Raw genomic sequence first — 15,471 nt, forward strand, 5'->3', positions numbered from 1 at the left:
CCTGACATCGCGTGACTACTGTCCCCGCGCATGCGCACACCTTCTCACCGCCCATTCGGTCACCAGGACGGCACCCGCAGGCGCCTCCGGCACGCGATCGGTGCCACCGTCGCGGTGTCGGCGGCCGTCGTCGCACTGGTCACGCCGGCCGCCGACGCCGCACCGTACAACCCGTCGTCCACCAGCGGCAGCGCGGCGGGAGCGGACACCACCACCACCCACGCCGGCGCCACGACCGCACAGGAGCGCGACCGGATCAACGCCTACTGGACCCCCGAGCGGATGAAGCTGGCAGGCGCTCTGGTCCCCGAGATCACCCCCGTACCCGAGGACGACAACACGCCGGACGACCCGAGGCCGCTTCCCTCGGACACGCCGGACTCCGGGGCCGTGTGGACACACGGCGGGGCGGCGGTGAAGAACGTCGGCCGCCTGTTCTTCACCTTCTCCGACGGCTACGACGGCAGTTGCACCGCGACGGTCGTCACCAGCGCCAACCGCAGTACCGTCATCACGGCAGCACACTGCCTGAGAGGCGTCGGCTCGCCTTCCGCCGACGACACCTGGCACCACAACTTCTACTTCGTGCCCGGCTATCGCAACGGAACGAAACCGCTCGGCGGCTTCAGCGTCAGGACCATGGCCACCTCTTCTCGCTGGGACGCCGATCCGGGCACCACGGAGTCGTCGGACGTCGCTGCCGCCGGCTACGACACGGGTCTCCTCGTGGCGAACCCCGCTGCCGGGGGGCGCCGGATCGCGGACGTCACCGGAAGCCAGCACATCGGTTTCGGCCGGCCCGTCGAGGACGAGTTCGTCCATGCCTTCGGGTACCCGAAGTACGGACTCAACGACCCCGGGGACAAGTACGTCGGATCCCGCATGATCCACTGCGCGGGCACGAGCCACCCCGGTCCCAAGGCCCCCCTGCTGTGGGGTGAGACCTGTGACATGTCGTCCGGGGCGAGCGGTGGCCCTCACCTGGCCCACTTCGATACCCGCACCGGCACCGGCACCGTCGTGGGCGTCACCACCACCGACGAGGAACTCGCGGGCGGGCAGACCCCCACGCTCTACGCCACGCGCCTCGGTGACAGCGCCCACCGTCTCTACGACTGGGCGCAGTCGCGTTAGTGTCCCCGGGAGCGAGCCGGCATGATCTGAGCGCACCGCGATCCGCCAGGCCCTAAACAACCTCACCGACCGCCGGAGGTCAGCGGTGCCGGCCGACGGCCTTGCGCGCGGGCGTCCGCCGAGGGCGAGGGCTCGGAAGCCGCGCGCGGGGGCGCCGGTCCTCCGGGTCAGCCCAGCACGTCCCCGTACAGGCGGAACAGGCGCGGCAGGGGCACGGAGTCGCCCCCTTCGAGCCGGGCCTCCAGAAGGCGGGTCCAGCAGGTGGCGGTGAGTTCCCTGGCCCGACTGCCGGGCCAGGGCCGGGGAAGCAGTTCGGGCGGCAGCAGGGGATCCGGCTCCATCGCGCGGCCGAACTCCGCCGCGAGTTCGACGGCCATGGTCAGCTGCTCGGCGCCGGACAGCGCCCGGCCGCCACCGATCTCGGCGAGGCAGGACTCGGCGAGGCCGGCGAGCCGTTCGTACCGCTCCGCGATCTCCTTCAACGGCCAGAGGGCCGCGGCCAGGTCGCCCGGCTCACTGACGGTGCCGATGCGCAGGTCGGTGCTGGTGAGGAAGGTGACGGCGGCCAGGACGTCGAGGCGTCGCGCCTCGGCCTCGACGAGCTGCTCGACGGGGTTGGCGCTCGCGTAGAAGCCGCCCTGGACGGGTGCGGCGCCCAGCCGGAGAAGGTGGTCGCGGAAGCCGTCGCGGGCGGCTCGTCTGGCCTCGGGAACGGCGAAGGCGAACAGATGCCAGGTGCCGTCCCATGGGGCGAGTCCCCGGTCCTGGCGGTAGGCGTGACGTACGTAGTCGGCGTCCGGGGCGAGGGAGCCCGTGGCGTCCGTGACGGCCCGCAGTACGGCCTTGCGGCCGCGGCCCTCGTGGGTGAACCGGCCCTCTGTCACGAGGCGTTTGACGCACAGCCTCACCTGCTGGTCGGTCATGCCGAGCATGCCGGCGACCGTGTAGAGCTCCCCGGCGTCCACCGTGCCGTCCTCGCGCACGAGGGCGTGCACCAGTAGACGGGTCGGAATCTCCACCCTGCTTCTTCCGGCGTTCATCGTTCCTCCCGGCTGTCCGTCACCGTGACCGGACGGTACATGGTCGTGACCGCCGAGAAGCCCAGCAGGTCGCGCAGACAGGGCGTCCGTGCGGTGCGCGCCGCGGTGAAGCCGTGCCGTTCGTAGAGGGCGCGGGCCCGCGGGTTGACGTCGATGACGTCCAGCCGGATGCGCCGGCAGCCGTGGCCGGCGGCCAGTGCAGCGATCTCCGTCAGCAGCAGGCTCCCGATTCCGCGGCCACGGTGTGCCGGGCTCACCGCGATGCCGTCCATCACGAGCTCGCAGGCAGCCGGGGTGCGCGAGAACAGGGCGAGGAGCAGCAGCCTCGGTATTCCGCCGAGCGTTCCGTACGTGGACAGGACGGAGCGTGCACCACCCCCGGTCAGCGCCCGCCCACCGAGCTGGTATCCGGCCACGCCGACCACTTCGCCGTCGATGAGCGCGGCGACGCCGCGGTCGTGGTGGAGATGCGCCGCGATGAACTCCCTCGCCGTCCCGGGCGGGTTGAGGGCCGGTCCGAGCTTGCGGCCGAAGGCGTCCCAGTAGAGCTCGGCGACGCGCGCCTCGGCGCCTGCGGGAATCCGTCGGCACACCACCACCGGGCCGCCCTCTTCCACGGGACGGTTCTCGTGGTCCGTCATCGCTTCTCCTCGCCCACGGGCCGTCGATCCACCTTGCACGTTTGAGCGTAATGCGTTCATGATGGAAACGAACGTTTTGCAAATGATAGAAAGAGGATCGGCCAGGGCCTGTACCTGCGCGTACGTAGGCCCCCGAGCGGCCACCGGGCGGCCCGCCCGGATGTCCACGCTTCGGCCGCCGCCCGCGACCACCCGAGATACCGCAGAACGCCTGGATCAACGACCCGGTCAAGCGCCGCGAACCCGCACCACAAATCTCATAGCGTCATGACCGCCTCACTGGACTTGAAATCTTCCGCCCTGACCGTCAAACAGGAAGGCAGCAGCGGTGGGCACCACGACGGGCTCGCCCGGTCTGCTTTCCGGCAATCTGGTGCAGGCCCGTGGAAATCCCGGTCAATGCCTGCGGCAACTCCATGAACGTCACCGGAGCGGTCGACCCGGCGCCGGGCAACGTCTGCGTCAACGGCTGGCCGACCAAGTCACAAGCCGCGCCGGGACCGGGCGGGTCCCGGCGCGGGTCGCGGCGGCGGCGTGACGGATACCGGTGTACGCCGAGGCCCGGACCGTGCGGAAGCGGCCCGGGCCCCAGGTGTTCCTCAGGCCGCAGGGAGCCGGGGCAGTTCCTTCGGGAAGGTCCGCGGCTCCTGGCAGTCGACAGCCTCGTACGTGTGGCGAGCGAGCTGGTAGGCAAAGTCGACGAGAACCTGCCGCAACTCGTTCCCGTGGACACGAGTCTTGCCGATGGTGCGGGCGTCGACGGTCAGCGCATAGGCTTCCCGCGCCTCGCCGGGCTTCTTGCCGGGCGGGGTGCAAGGGATGTACACATACGCGCGGTCCGGGTGCGCCACGGCTCTGATGTCGCCGGACGCCACATCAACCGGGTCGACGGCGTACCCGTTCTCCGCGTAGAAGTCACGCCACGAGCCGGAAGCCGAGTCACGGGACTCCACTTCTCCCGAGATGACGGAGCCACCGCTGGTGCGTACGTAACAGGCGAAGAAGTAGTCCCCCTCCAACCGGTCCTGCCGAAGCTTCCCCCGCTCCTCGGCCGAACGCGCCGAGGGCAGGGCACGCGCCGCCGTCTCTCGGTCCACCGCACCGTCGCACGGCCGGGCCGGCAGCCGGTCGATACCCTTGGTGAAGATCTCCAGGTATCCGAATACCGCCGCGATCGCCACCAGGCAACCTATTCCTGCGGTGATGACGTTTTTCTTTCGACGCGCCTGCATGAGGCTTCCCACATCCACTCAGACGTTATGCGGCCGGCCGGGCATGGGCGTCCTCCAGCATGTTGTCGCTGTCATTCCAGCCCCCTTGAATCTCCTGGCGGATCATGTTCCGCGTGGCGTCCTCTGTCAATTCCTTGGACCCGTGCTCCTCGATGGCCTTGACGGCGCTCTCCTGTGTCTGCACGTTGGCCGATTCCAAGGAGTCGTTCAGCTGCCCCCCGCTGTCGTAGAGGGCCTGGTCCAGGGCGCCGTCGATCTGCTGCCCGTCGATGAGGCGGTCGACGGCCATACCTGCGATTCCGCCGAAGAAGCCGCTGACCGCGGCACCCGCCGCCGCCGCGGCCGGTGCCGTTCCCACCAGGACGACGGTACCCACGCCGACCCCGGCGGACAGGACGGACTTGACCATGTCGCCCTTGGTCTTGAGGGCATCGTTCGCGTCCTTCTCGGCCTCCAGGTCACCGGCGATCTGCGCGTCCGCGACCGAGTGTCCGACGATGCCCTCGATGATTCCGGCGTTCGTGGAGATGGCCTTGACCGCGTCCTCCGTCTTTCCATCGAAAAGTTCCGGCTGGGCGATGTGCGCCTCCAGGGAACTCGCCGTGTAGACGCTCTCCCCGATGATGATCGCGGCGCGGCCCATGGGGTCGCGGGCCGTCTCGTACAGGAACCGTGTGGCATCCAGCTTGTCGAGCCCGCCGGGATCCTGGCTGTTGCTCCAGAAGATCGACTCGGCTCCTGTACCGGAGACCGACCGGCTGATCTCGGACATGTAGGCGGCCGCCATGTCGCCGAAGCTCTCGCCCGTGGCCTTGTTCACCAGGTCGGCGCCGGTCCCCGGCTGCGCGACCGCGTGCATGACCTCCTTCATCAGGGCGACCTGCGCCTTGCTGTGCGGCCTGATGTCGGTCGCCTTCTCGCCGTCCCCGTAGCCCGTCACCGCCGCCTCCAGGGCGTGTGCCACCGAACCGTCGCGGTCGGTGTACCGGGTGCTCTCCAGCATGTGCTCGAAGACCTTCTTGTCGTCGAAGGTCTCCAGCGCGGCCTCGGGGTTGTGCGACAGGGCCTTCATGTAACCGATCAGCGGGTCGCTGCCGTTGTCCTTGCCGAAGACGAGGTCCGTGACGTTTCCGGCCTTCCAGAGGTCGTTGGTGCCCATGCCGGGGCTTCCGGCCGGCGCCATGTCCATCTTCAGGAGCTGCTTGCCGTAGGCATCGAGGAACTCGGCGTCGTACTTGCCGTGGTGCATCAGGCTGCTCATGACCTGGTAGCCAAAGGCACCGTACGGCCTCAGCGGGTCCGAGGGGTTGGACCGGAAGGCCGTGGTCGCCTCGTCGAGGACCTTCTTCTTCCACTCCTGCATGCCGTCCGCATCGGACAGCGTGGCCGTCGCGAGCGTCATGCTCAGGTCCCTCTGAATGCTCTGGAGCTGCTTGAGCTCCTCGCCTCTCGCGCCTGCGTGGACGTCGGCGAGGTCATTCCAGAACTGCAGGGTCTCCTTGCCCCCCAGCTTGGAGGCGAACTGGGCGGCGAAGAGCTCGTCGTCCTTGTACTTGGACATGGTCCGCTGGAACTCGGCGAGTTCCTCGGGCGACATCTTCTTGGCGTCCTTCGCCAGCTTCGCCATGTCGTCGGCCTTCTTCAGCGCGTCGGCGGCGGAGTCGCGGTCGGCGTACTTGGCGCCGGAGAAGCCGTAGTCGGCCTGTTCGGCTATCGCCTTCAGGGCACGGGCAGCGGTGGAGTCGCTCGTCGTGGCCGCGCCGAGGAATACCTGGATCGTGTCCCTGAGAGCCTCGGCCTTCTCCTTGGTGCCGGGAGGTTCGGGGTGGACGGCGGCGATGACACGGAAGCCTCCGCCCTTCTCACCGTAGACCGAGAGCTTGTCCTTCTCGAAGCCGTCGTCCAGGGCCTGCTTGAGCTTGTCCCGGTACCCGACGAGCTCGTCGTACGTGTCCGTGAGGATGTTGTGGATGGAGGTCGCCTGGGTGAGGGCGTCGGAGAACTCACCGGCCGTCTTGGAGATGAACTCGCGCGAGACGGTGGCATTGAGACCCGCCCAGTTGGCCTTGTCGGCCTTGGCCTTCATGTCGTCGCGCGACTGCTTCTCCAGCCTCGTCAGGCTCTTGACGACCGTGCCCCAGTCGGTGATCGCGGTCTTCAGCGCCGAGAAGTTGGCGTGACGCAGTGCTTCGAGGTCCATCAGCGCTTCGTCCCCTCGTCAAAACCCTCGTCAAGGGTGGCGATGCTGCTGACGGTCGACGCGATGTAGTACTCGTCGCCCGCGTGGGCCTTCTTCGTGAAGTCCATGTGGTTGGAGATGTGGGCACAGGCATCGAGCAGGGTGGTCAGCGATTTCTCCCACCGTTCCTGGACCGAGTCCAGGGCGCCCCCGAGCTCGAACTCCTGCGTCTTGAGGTCCTTGGCGGCGGTCTGACTGCTGGACCAGGCGTCACGGCCGTAGCGGCCGAGGTCCGTGAACAGTTTGAACGCGCTGTCACCGACTGCGGCCAGGTCCTGCTGGTCGACCTTGAGGTCACCCTGCTGCCCGCCGCCGCCCGTGCCGCTCGGAACCCCGTTCAATTGCATGCGCGAGGAGCTTCTACTGCTGGCTTCGGCCTTCAGCTGCTCCCATTCGTCCCACACCATCTGGTGAAATCCTCCCCCGTACGGACAACCAAGCAATCGACGTTCCACTCGGGAAGATCACAAGACGTCCCAATCATGTCAAGGGCCGAGCCTACACAAGCAATTGGAGCGGATGACCGGACAGCCTGCCCCCTTGCTGGGCTCTCTCCGTCGGCCCGCCACACGTACCGCCGCTGGGGCACCCGTTCCCACCTTCGCCGAACTCACCCGCGCCACAGCCAGGTTGAGAGCGGGTCTCTCCCGGTACCCGGCCGCCGGCATGGGCGACGCCTTCGCCTCAATGCTGGTCGCCCACGGAGTCCGCGTAGTAGACCGACTCGGCCACGTGGAAGGCGAGCTGCCGGAAGGTCCACCCCGCGCCGGGCGACCGGTCGAGTTCGTCGGGCGTCAGGGCGTCCAGGCGGTTCGCCCAGATCCTGGCGAGGCGGGTGAGCCGACTGCGTGCCTCGTCGAGGTCGGCTCCGGTGAAGGGGGCGAGGTCGGCCGCGGTGGTGGTCGCCGAAGCGTGCCAGTGGTCAGGCTGTGTCGGGGGCGGTGCCAGCGGTGTCGGGGGCGGTGCCGTCGGGGCCATCGGAAACAGCGAGTACGTACTTCGTGTCCGTCATGGTCCGACGCTAAGTCCGCAACGCTTCCGTCCCCGCCGAACCGTTCCGGTCGCACCCCGGCTCGGGCCGACGTGCCCCGTGCCCGCGCCGTGCCCGCACCTCGCCGGTGAGCGCTCAGCGCAGCTCCTCCGGGCACGGTGTGCCGGGTGAGAGCTGGTAGGGCGCGGCCAGCCGGTACACGCCCGGCCGCGGCGCGAGCAGCTCCGTCCACTCGTCGCCGGCCGCGTCCTCCTCGACCTTGCTCAGGCAGCCGTTGGTGTTGACGAAGGTCCGGGGAGTGTTCTCGTCCTCCCGCTGCTTGGACTCCTCGGTCTCCTGCGGCCGCTCGACGCTCTTGCCCTTGTCGTCGACCAGGGCAAGCCAGCGCGAGTACGGGATACGGATCAGGACCCGGCCGGCCTTCTTCACATGGATGGTCAGCTCGTTCGCCCCCGCCTTGTCCACCGTGGCGGGCGGATCGGCCAGCGGTACCGGGCCGTCGACCTCGAAGAGCCTCCAGTTGGCGTCGGACCAGACCAGCTTCAGATACGGCAGCCCGTCATCGATCAGCTCCGCCTCCTGCACCGCGCCGCTGGAGTCCGGCGTCCCCCTGGGCAGCACCACGTAGTGCACCGCCCAGCGGTCGAGCCACTCGCGGTAGTTGGCGCTGTTCAGAGTGTCGTCGTAGAAGAGGGGATTGCGCTCCATGTCCGCCTGTCGGTTCCAGCCACGGGCCAGGTTGACGTACGGCGCGAGCGCGGACGCCTCGCGGTGGCTGCTCGCGGGCACGACCTCGACCCGGCCGCGCTCCGCGCCGACCTCCTGGAGCTGGTTGACCAGCGGGGCCAGCTCACGCGTCCAGGAGGCGGCGGGGGCGGTGCGGACGATGTCGTCGACGCCCTTGAAGCCGATCCAGAAGTTCAGCCCGGCGAAGGCGACGATCAGCGCGTACCAGCGCCGGGAGCGCGGCTTCGTGTACGGCAGCGCGGCAAGCAGCACCACACCGGCGAACAGCATCGCCATCCGCGTGACGTTCGAGCCAATCTGCGAGTCGATCACATAAGTCAGCAGCGTCCCGACGCCGTACACGGCAGCCGCGGTACGGACCGTCTTCCAGTCGCGCGGTACGAGGACGAAGACGAGGACCGCGAAGAGGAACGGCAACGACAGCGTCGCGATCGACATCGGCTGCGTACCGGAGAACGGGAACAGCCACGCGGACAGCGCCACGACCGCGACCGGGGCCAGGCCCAGCGCGTACGCGCCGGGGCGCCGCTTGTTCAGGAAGAGCGCGGCGGCCACCACGCCCAGGAACAGTCCGGCCACGGGGCTGCTCGCCGTCGCGAGTCCGGCGAGCGGTGCGGCGACGGCCGCCTTCGCCCAGCGCTTGTACCGCCACCGGTGCGGCCAGCAGAACACCGCGGCCACCGCGCCCACCGCGAACATCATGCCGAGCCCGAACGTCACCCGCCCGGACAGCGCGTTGCACAGGTACGCGAAGACCCCGGCCAGCGAGCAGGCGAGCGGATTGCGGACGGCCCGGACCCGGACCAGGATCAGCGCGGTCAGCGCCGCCGACACGGTCCCGGCGACCATCATCGTCGTCCGCACGCCGAGCACCGACATCACATACGGCGAGACGACGCTGTACGAGACGGGGTGCATGCCCCCGTACCAGGCGAGGTTGTACGCGGTACCGGGGTGCCGGCCGACGAACTCGGCCCAGGCGTCCTGGGCCGCGAGGTCGCCGCCGCTGTTCGCGAAGAAGAAGAACCAGAGCAGGTGGGTGACCGCGGCGACCACGGTCGTCAGCAGGACCGGGTGCCGACGCAGGAGCCCGCCACGGGTCCCACCGGGCGAGGTGCCGGACGACGGCCCGGAAGCGTCCGGGAAGGGCGCGACCGTGCGCACGCCGCCGCCACCGCTGCCCCTCATTCCGCCGTTGTCCGCCGACTCACGGCCGGGCCTCGGCTCCGAGGTGGTCACTACGGCTCTCCCCGTCTCCCATATCCGCCGGCCCCGCGCCCCATACATCGGTGAGGACGCCGGATCGGCATCCGTGAGTTGCTCCGGGACGCTAACACGTGCGCAGTCGGAAAGAGGGCGCCGGGATCGACGCCCTCTTCCCGCTACCAGGCCGTTTCGGCCATGGCCCCGTCAGCCGAGCCGGGTCAGCTTGTCGCCGAACTTCGGCTCCGTCAGATCGCTCTTCAGCGCGACGGGCACCTTCACCTGGCTTCTTCCCTCACCAACGGTGAGCGTGCCGACGTGAGTGCCGGCCGCCGCCGAGTGCGGGATCGTCTTGCCGTCGTCGTTCAGTTCGAGCTTGACCGTGAGACCGGACCATCCGACCGCCGACACGTCCTTGGTCGCGACCACCGGGGTGCTGCCGCCCAGGCCGTCCGAGACAGTGCCGACGACATCGCCCTTCTTGATGACCTTCGCGTTCTTCAGCAGATCCTGCGTCGCGATCATGACGTCCTTGCTGACCGCGTTGACCGTGTCGATGATCGGGTTCTTGTGCTGGCCCAGCACGGCGCCGACGATCAGCTGGTCGGTGTCGCCGACCATCTTGTGCGCGGCGAAGAGCAGGTTGCCGCCGGCCTTGGTGGTGGAGCCGGTCTTGATGCCGAGCGAGCCGTTGAACGGAACGAGGCTGTTCCAGTTCCGCCACTCGTGACCCGAGGGGTCGGTCCACGACGGCAGTACGGTGATCGCCATCAGCGCCGGGATCTCCACCAGCTTCTCGCCCAGCTTCACCTGGTCCTCGGCCGAACTGACCGTGGTCGCGTTGAGGCCGGACGGGTCGGTGTACGTGGTGTTCTTCATGCCGAGCGACTTGGCGGTGTCGTTCATCTTCTTGACGAACGCCTCCTCGGAACCCGCGTCCCAGCGCGCCAGCAGCCGCGCGATGTTGTTGGCGGACGGAATCATGATGGCCGACAGCGCCTGCTTGAGGGTGAGCTTGTCGCCCTTCTTCACGGTGCTGAGCGTCGACTCGCCCACCGCGTCGTACCCGCCCTCCTTCTCCGCCGCGGCGTCGACCTCTATGGACGGCCCTTCCTCGCCCTTCTTCAGCGGGTGGTCCTTGAGCACGATGTACGCGGTCATCGCCTTGGCCACGGAGCCGATCGGCACGGCCTTCTGCTCGCCGAACGAGCCCACCGGGCCCAGGCCGGTCGCCGCCATGTAGCCCTGGCCCTCATTGGGCCAGGGCAGCGACGGCTTGCTGCCCTCAAAGGTGTATGTCGGCTTCGCCGACATCTGGAGCTCGGGCTCCGGAAGCGGGCGCACCAACTGCGCGATCGCAAAGACGATCAGCAGGAGCAGCACCAGCGGGGTCCAGATCTTGACCCTGCGGACGGCGGTGCGGACCGGCGTCTCCGGCGGGGGAGGCGTGTTCGTCAGCTCGGCCAGCAGGTCGAGCGGCGGCTTCGGCGGCATGGGCTGCTGCGTGGTCCGCTCTGCGGCGGCAGGGGAGGCAGGGGCAGCGGGCGTCTCGGGCTTACGGGGCGCGGGCGCCGTCGTCGGCCGTACGTCGTCCCCACGCAGGGGGACGAACTTACTGGTCCGCTCGGCGGCGGACTCGGGCTTCGCCCCGGCCTTTGGCTCGGTCGGGGGGATCTTCAGGGCGGTCGTCGGCTGGTCGGCCTTGGGTGCGGCGGGGGACCTGAAGATGGCGGTCGGCTGATCGACGCCCTGCTTGCCGTCGGCGCCCTTGGCCTTCCCGGCACCCTTGGCCTCGTCGGCGCCCTTGTCCTTGCCGGCGCCCTTGGCGTCGGCGTCGTCGGCCTTCTTCTTCTCGTCGGAGGAAGCCTTGTCGCCGGACGGCTCGCCCGCGTCCTTGTCCGCGTCGTCGGCACCGCTCGACGCGGTCGCCGCGTCCGCAGCCGCGTCGTCCGAAGCTCCGCCTTCCGCAGCCGCGCCCGTCTCCGTGTCCTTCGCGGCCCCGTCCTCCGAGGCACCGCCCTTCGCGCCGTCGTCGTCCTTCGAGGCACCGCCCTTCGCGTCCTCGTCCGCGTCGTCGTCCTTCGACACCCAGGCGGCAACGGCCGCACGCAGCCGCGCGTCGCCTTCCCCGGTGCTGCCGACGCCCTCGACGGGCTCCGCCGCCGCCTCGTCCGCGGCGGCATCCGCGGGCTCAGCCGCAGCCGCGCTCTCCGAGGCCTCAGGCGCCTTCTCCGGACGCCCGGCGTCCTTCGCGGCTCCCTTGGCGTCCGCGGCCTCCTCGGCGCCCACAGCGCCGTCAGAGCCTTCGGCCTCAGCCGCAACCCCGGGCTCGGCCTCGGTCTCCGCGCTCGCGTCCGCGCCCGCGTCCGCCGACGGCTCCGAGTCGTCACCACCCGTACCCTTGTCGCCGCTCTCGCCGCCCCCGGACGGCGACGCGCGGAAGGCCGCCGTGGCCGTGTCCGTCTTGGCGCCTTCGCCGTTCTCGGACGGCGTCGTGCGGAAGACCGCCGTGGCCGTGTCCGTCTTGGTGCCGGCCGCGCCATCGGCGGACGGTTCACGGAAGACGGCAAGCCGCGGATCGCTTTCACTCCGAGCCGTCCCCGACGACTCCTGCTGCTTCGACTTGCCGGGGGACTCGCCCGCCACCGATGCCTCCTCCATGCGGCGCGGGGGACACCCCCGCGCTGTCCGAACCATCTACCAGTGTCCCGTGTGAATCACCGGCCCGGCTGCTAGACGAGAACGACATACCTACTGGTTCCCTTACAAAGCACCCAGGCGCTCTCGACAGACCAATGTGAGAGGGGTCACCCTGTCATTCATCCACGCGGGGAGGCATGGATGGGCAGGAGCCGCAGAACAATTCCGGAGGAGCTTCTGCTGCTCGCTCTGGACCCGGCCACGGGTACCACAGCGCAGCCGCAGTCGCTCGACCTCGGCCTCGCCGGAGCTCAGCTAGTGGAGCTGGCTCTGGCAGGACGGATAGCCCCTGACGGGGATCGTATCGCCGTGGTGATGCCACGGCCGACAGGAGATCCGACTCTGGACTCCGCACTGGAACTGCTGCGCCGACGCGGCAGCCCGGTTCGGGCGGTCCACTGGATCGGCGGACCCCGCCTGGGGCTGCGTCAGATCTACCTCGCCCATCTGGAGCGGTGCGGCATGGTGCATGCCGTGGCGGGCCAGATGTGCGGTGTACTGCCGACAACTCGCTACCAGGCGACGGACACGGCGATCAGCCGGGACATCAAAACCAGGCTGGACAGTGCGATCCGCACCGGCGTACCGCCGGACCCGCGGACCGCGGCGCTCGCCGCGCTGGCCCACGCGGTCGGACTCGGCAAGCACCTGTACCCCGGGAACGAGGGGCGTTCATCGCGCTCCAGGCTCCGGGACCTGATCAGGCACGACCCGATGGGCGGACTCGTGGCGCACGCCGTGATGGACGTCCAGAACGGCGCGGTCGCACAGCCGCGCCGCAACCAGGCGGCCGGAATGCCGTTGCAACCGCAAGTTCAGTCGCAGTCACGCCGCGGCAGCATGGCGCACACCGCGGCCCACTAGGACCGCACCCGCCGCCACACGCACCGCAGCACCGCAGCACCGCAGCACCGCAGCACCAACCGAATACCACCGCACCGTCGTCCCCAAGACCCGGTTCGGGAGCCGCACCAAGCGCGGGGCAGCCGGATTCACGGCTGCCCCGCGCGCCCGCGTGTGGCCATTTCCCAGCGCGGACGGGGTCGGGGGTGGCAATCTGCTCAGCAGTAGATACGCACAGCTACATAGCCGGAGGTGCCGTTTCCGTGCCGTCCAATGTCAATCCCACCGTCAGGCGACGCCGGTTGGGCCAGGAATTGCGCCGACTGCGCGAGCTCAAGGGCATGACGGCCGAGGAGGTCGCGGAGCGGCTGCTGGTCTCGCAGTCGAAGATCAGCCGCCTCGAAAACGGCCGCCGCTCCATCAGTCAGCGCGATGTACGCGACCTCTGCGGGGTGTACGAGGTCGAGGATCACCGGATCGTCGACTCACTCATGCAGATGGCCAAGGACTCGCGCCAGCAGGGCTGGTGGCACGCCTTCGGCGACATCCCGTACAGCGTCTACATCGGTCTGGAGACCGATGCCGAGTCGCTGCGGGTGTACGAACCCCAGGTGGTCCCGGGCCTGCTGCAGACCCGTGGTTACGCCGAGGCGCTGATCAACGGCGCGCTTCCGGAGGCCCCGCCGAGCGACATCGACAAGCGCGTCAGTGTCCGGGCCCGCCGCCAGGACCGCATCACCGCCCAGGAGCATCCGCTGCGGCTGTGGGCGGTGATCGACGAGTCCGCGCTGCGCCGGATGGTCGGCGGCAAGCAGGTGATGATCGAGCAGCTGGAGCGACTGGTCGAGCTGTCGAACCTGCCTCATGTGACGGTGCAGGTACTGCCGTTCGCGATGGGTGCGCACCCCGGCATCAACGGGCAGTACGCCATTCTGGAATTCCCGGACGCCGCGGACTCCAGTGTCGTCTATATCGAGGGCGTCACCAGCGACCTCTACCTGGAGAAGGCCAATGACGTACAGCGGTACAGCGTCATGTACGAGCACCTGCGGGCACAGGCGTTGAATGTGGAGCAGACCCGGGACTTCATCAGCGGCATCGCGAAGGACTACGCCGGGCACTCGGGCGCATAGATGCGGACAGCACGAAAAGTCTGGTATGCGGAGATGAAGCGGTGTTACGGGAGGGGCGGCGGCAAGGTACACCGCCGCTCACCCGCTGGGGAAGACTTTGCTGGTATATACCATCCAGTCGAGTGAACACCCCCTTCGCTCAAGGAACTTGGCGAGTAGCGTCGATCACACCAACCGGAACACTGTTGGTGTCCTTACACGACTCTCTGAACCGGAGTGAACATGGCCATTCGTCAGGGTGCTACGGACAAGTGGACGAAGTCCTCGTATTCCGGGGGCAACGGCGCCTGCGTCGAAGTCAAGTCGCCCCTCGCACAGGCAATCGCCGTACGCGACTCGAAGGCCCCCGAGGGCCCTTCGATCACGTTCGTCCCCACCGCGTGGAACGCCTTCGTACGTGACATCGGCACGGGTGCCGTCGGCGCCTGATCCACGCTTCCCACCGTTCGCATCGCAGCATCGATGTTCCCGTGCTGCCGGTAGCCCTCTCGACTGGTCCGCCGTCCTGGCCGAGGGGGCTCGATGCTTCTCCGGGCCCCCTCGGCCAGGACGGCCACTCAGCGCAGTCGGTCGACATGGAGATCGGTGCCGGGCACGGTCGGGATGAACGGCGCCACCAACTCCACCCGCCCCAGCCCGGATTCCACGACCACCGCGTCGAGCCCGGTGAAATGCCCGGCCCAGCAGTCCCGCGGATCCTCCTGGAGGAACCACAACAGGGTCAGCCGGGTGTCGACGCCCTCGACCTGCTTCACATAGCTCATCCGGTCGCCCGGCAGCGGCGTGGGACGGAAGACGGTCACCATCGCCGCCGGAGAGCCGCCCAGCCGCTTCGGCAGGTGCCGCGAGCGCAGCCACTCCAGCAACTCGGCCCGTTGCCGCACCCCTTCGGCATCGATCACCTGGAGGACCAGTCCGCGGTACGGGTGGTCGAGCGCGTGGAAATCCCGGGGGCCCGCGGCACCGTCCCGGTAGACCGTCGCCTCATGGTCCTGGAACGACGTGAACACATGGGTGCGGTCCTGGTAGACCCGGCCGTCCCGGTTCAGCCGTTTGTTGATCCCGACGGTCCACTTCATGTGGTCGTCGTAGCGCCCCTCCGTCACCCAGTACGTCGACAGATAGCAGCCGGCCCCGACCGGCTGCGCGACCGCGGACTTCTCCGGGTAGCGCAGTTCCCGCAGCTCCCGGGTCGCGACCCAGCGGCGTCCCGCGAACATCCAGGGCATCGCCATCGCGCCCGCGTAGTAGTGGTCGTCCTCGTACCAGCGGTTGTACGCGTACTCATGGCCCGGGTGCGGTTCGACCATGGTGATCAGCGCGTGACCGGGATGGACCCCGTACGGCCCCAGCGCGGCCAGTTCGGCGTAGGTGTCGCTCCGCGTCCCGTCGCCCCGTACCCCGTCACCCCGCGCGCTGTCGCCCCGCGTCCCGTCGCCCCGCGCACCGCCACCCCGCGCCCCGTCGCCGCCTGCCCCGCGACCCCGCGCACCGTCGCCCCGTGTCTCCTCGCTCATGCCGTTCCCCTTCCGTACTCCGCAGCGGCGTCCTACTCTGACGCTCCGTCA

The 15,471-nt window shown here is 69.1% G+C and carries 13 protein-coding genes and 1 pseudogene; 5 read left to right on the forward strand and 9 right to left on the reverse strand.

Going from position 1 to position 15,471, the window contains the following annotated elements; genetic code table 11:
• Positions 1-30 precede the first annotated feature (30 nt).
• On the forward strand, positions 31-1,134 hold the full coding sequence (locus ACF08M_RS37140; protein ID WP_392189713.1) for a trypsin-like serine peptidase: 1,104 nt from the start codon (positions 31-33) through the stop codon (positions 1,132-1,134).
• 167 nt (positions 1,135-1,301) lie between these two features.
• Here the strand turns inward: ACF08M_RS37140 and ACF08M_RS37145 are convergent, their stop codons facing one another.
• Entirely contained in the window at positions 1,302-2,174 is an 873-nt protein-coding gene (locus tag ACF08M_RS37145) for a PaaX family transcriptional regulator C-terminal domain-containing protein (RefSeq protein ID WP_392189714.1), read from the reverse strand.
• Entirely contained in the window at positions 2,171-2,815 is a 645-nt protein-coding gene (locus tag ACF08M_RS37150) for a GNAT family N-acetyltransferase (protein ID WP_392189715.1), read from the reverse strand. The genes ACF08M_RS37145 and ACF08M_RS37150 overlap by 4 nt, the downstream gene beginning before the upstream one ends.
• A gap of 325 nt (positions 2,816-3,140) precedes the next feature.
• Here ACF08M_RS37150 and ACF08M_RS37155 point away from each other — a divergent pair.
• Positions 3,141-3,270 (forward strand): annotated as a pseudogene (locus ACF08M_RS37155) (chaplin); the annotation flags it as partial.
• Between the two features lie 144 nt (positions 3,271-3,414).
• Here ACF08M_RS37155 and ACF08M_RS37160 read toward each other — a convergent pair.
• From ACF08M_RS37160 to ACF08M_RS37185, 6 genes are all read right to left on the reverse strand, one after another.
• Positions 3,415-4,047, reverse strand: coding sequence for a hypothetical protein (locus tag ACF08M_RS37160; protein ID WP_392189716.1), 633 nt, complete (start codon positions 4,045-4,047; stop codon positions 3,415-3,417).
• A 25-nt stretch (positions 4,048-4,072) separates the two neighbouring features.
• On the reverse strand, positions 4,073-6,247 hold the full coding sequence (locus tag ACF08M_RS37165) for a hypothetical protein (protein ID WP_392189717.1): 2,175 nt from the start codon (positions 6,245-6,247) through the stop codon (positions 4,073-4,075).
• Entirely contained in the window at positions 6,247-6,693 is a 447-nt protein-coding gene (locus tag ACF08M_RS37170; RefSeq protein ID WP_392189718.1) for a hypothetical protein, read from the reverse strand. Before ACF08M_RS37170 ends, ACF08M_RS37165 begins: the two co-directional genes overlap by 1 nt.
• Positions 6,694-6,970: 277 nt before the next feature.
• Positions 6,971-7,264 (reverse strand): hypothetical protein, encoded by a 294-nt coding sequence (locus tag ACF08M_RS37175; protein WP_392189719.1) that lies wholly within the window; start codon positions 7,262-7,264, stop codon positions 6,971-6,973.
• Between the two features lie 148 nt (positions 7,265-7,412).
• On the reverse strand, positions 7,413-9,263 hold the full coding sequence (locus ACF08M_RS37180) for an MFS transporter (protein ID WP_392189720.1): 1,851 nt from the start codon (positions 9,261-9,263) through the stop codon (positions 7,413-7,415).
• Positions 9,264-9,434: 171 nt separating this feature from the next.
• On the reverse strand, positions 9,435-11,888 hold the full coding sequence (locus ACF08M_RS37185) for a serine hydrolase (RefSeq protein WP_392189721.1): 2,454 nt from the start codon (positions 11,886-11,888) through the stop codon (positions 9,435-9,437).
• Between the two features lie 180 nt (positions 11,889-12,068).
• Here ACF08M_RS37185 and ACF08M_RS37190 point away from each other — a divergent pair, with 180 nt between their 5' ends.
• The 3 genes from ACF08M_RS37190 to ACF08M_RS37200 all read left to right on the forward strand — a co-directional run bounded on the left by ACF08M_RS37190 (position 12,069) and on the right by ACF08M_RS37200 (position 14,332).
• Positions 12,069-12,791 (forward strand): GPP34 family phosphoprotein, encoded by a 723-nt coding sequence (locus ACF08M_RS37190; RefSeq protein WP_392189722.1) that lies wholly within the window; start codon positions 12,069-12,071, stop codon positions 12,789-12,791.
• A gap of 242 nt (positions 12,792-13,033) precedes the next feature.
• The gene (locus ACF08M_RS37195) at positions 13,034-13,903 is read left to right on the forward strand and encodes a helix-turn-helix domain-containing protein (protein WP_392189723.1); all 870 of its coding nucleotides are present in this window, start codon (positions 13,034-13,036) and stop codon (positions 13,901-13,903) included.
• Positions 13,904-14,125: 222 nt separating this feature from the next.
• A complete protein-coding gene (locus ACF08M_RS37200; protein WP_392189724.1) occupies positions 14,126-14,332 on the forward strand; it encodes a DUF397 domain-containing protein in 207 nt (68 codons plus the stop codon).
• Positions 14,333-14,460: 128 nt separating this feature from the next.
• Here ACF08M_RS37200 and ACF08M_RS37205 read toward each other — a convergent pair whose 3' ends face one another.
• The gene (locus tag ACF08M_RS37205) at positions 14,461-15,420 is read right to left on the reverse strand and encodes a hypothetical protein (protein ID WP_392189725.1); all 960 of its coding nucleotides are present in this window, start codon (positions 15,418-15,420) and stop codon (positions 14,461-14,463) included.
• Positions 15,421-15,471: the final 51 nt, after the last annotated feature.

The sequence above is a fragment of the Streptomyces sp. NPDC015032 genome (genome assembly GCF_043080425.1).
GTDB lineage: Bacteria > Actinomycetota > Actinomycetes > Streptomycetales > Streptomycetaceae > Streptomyces.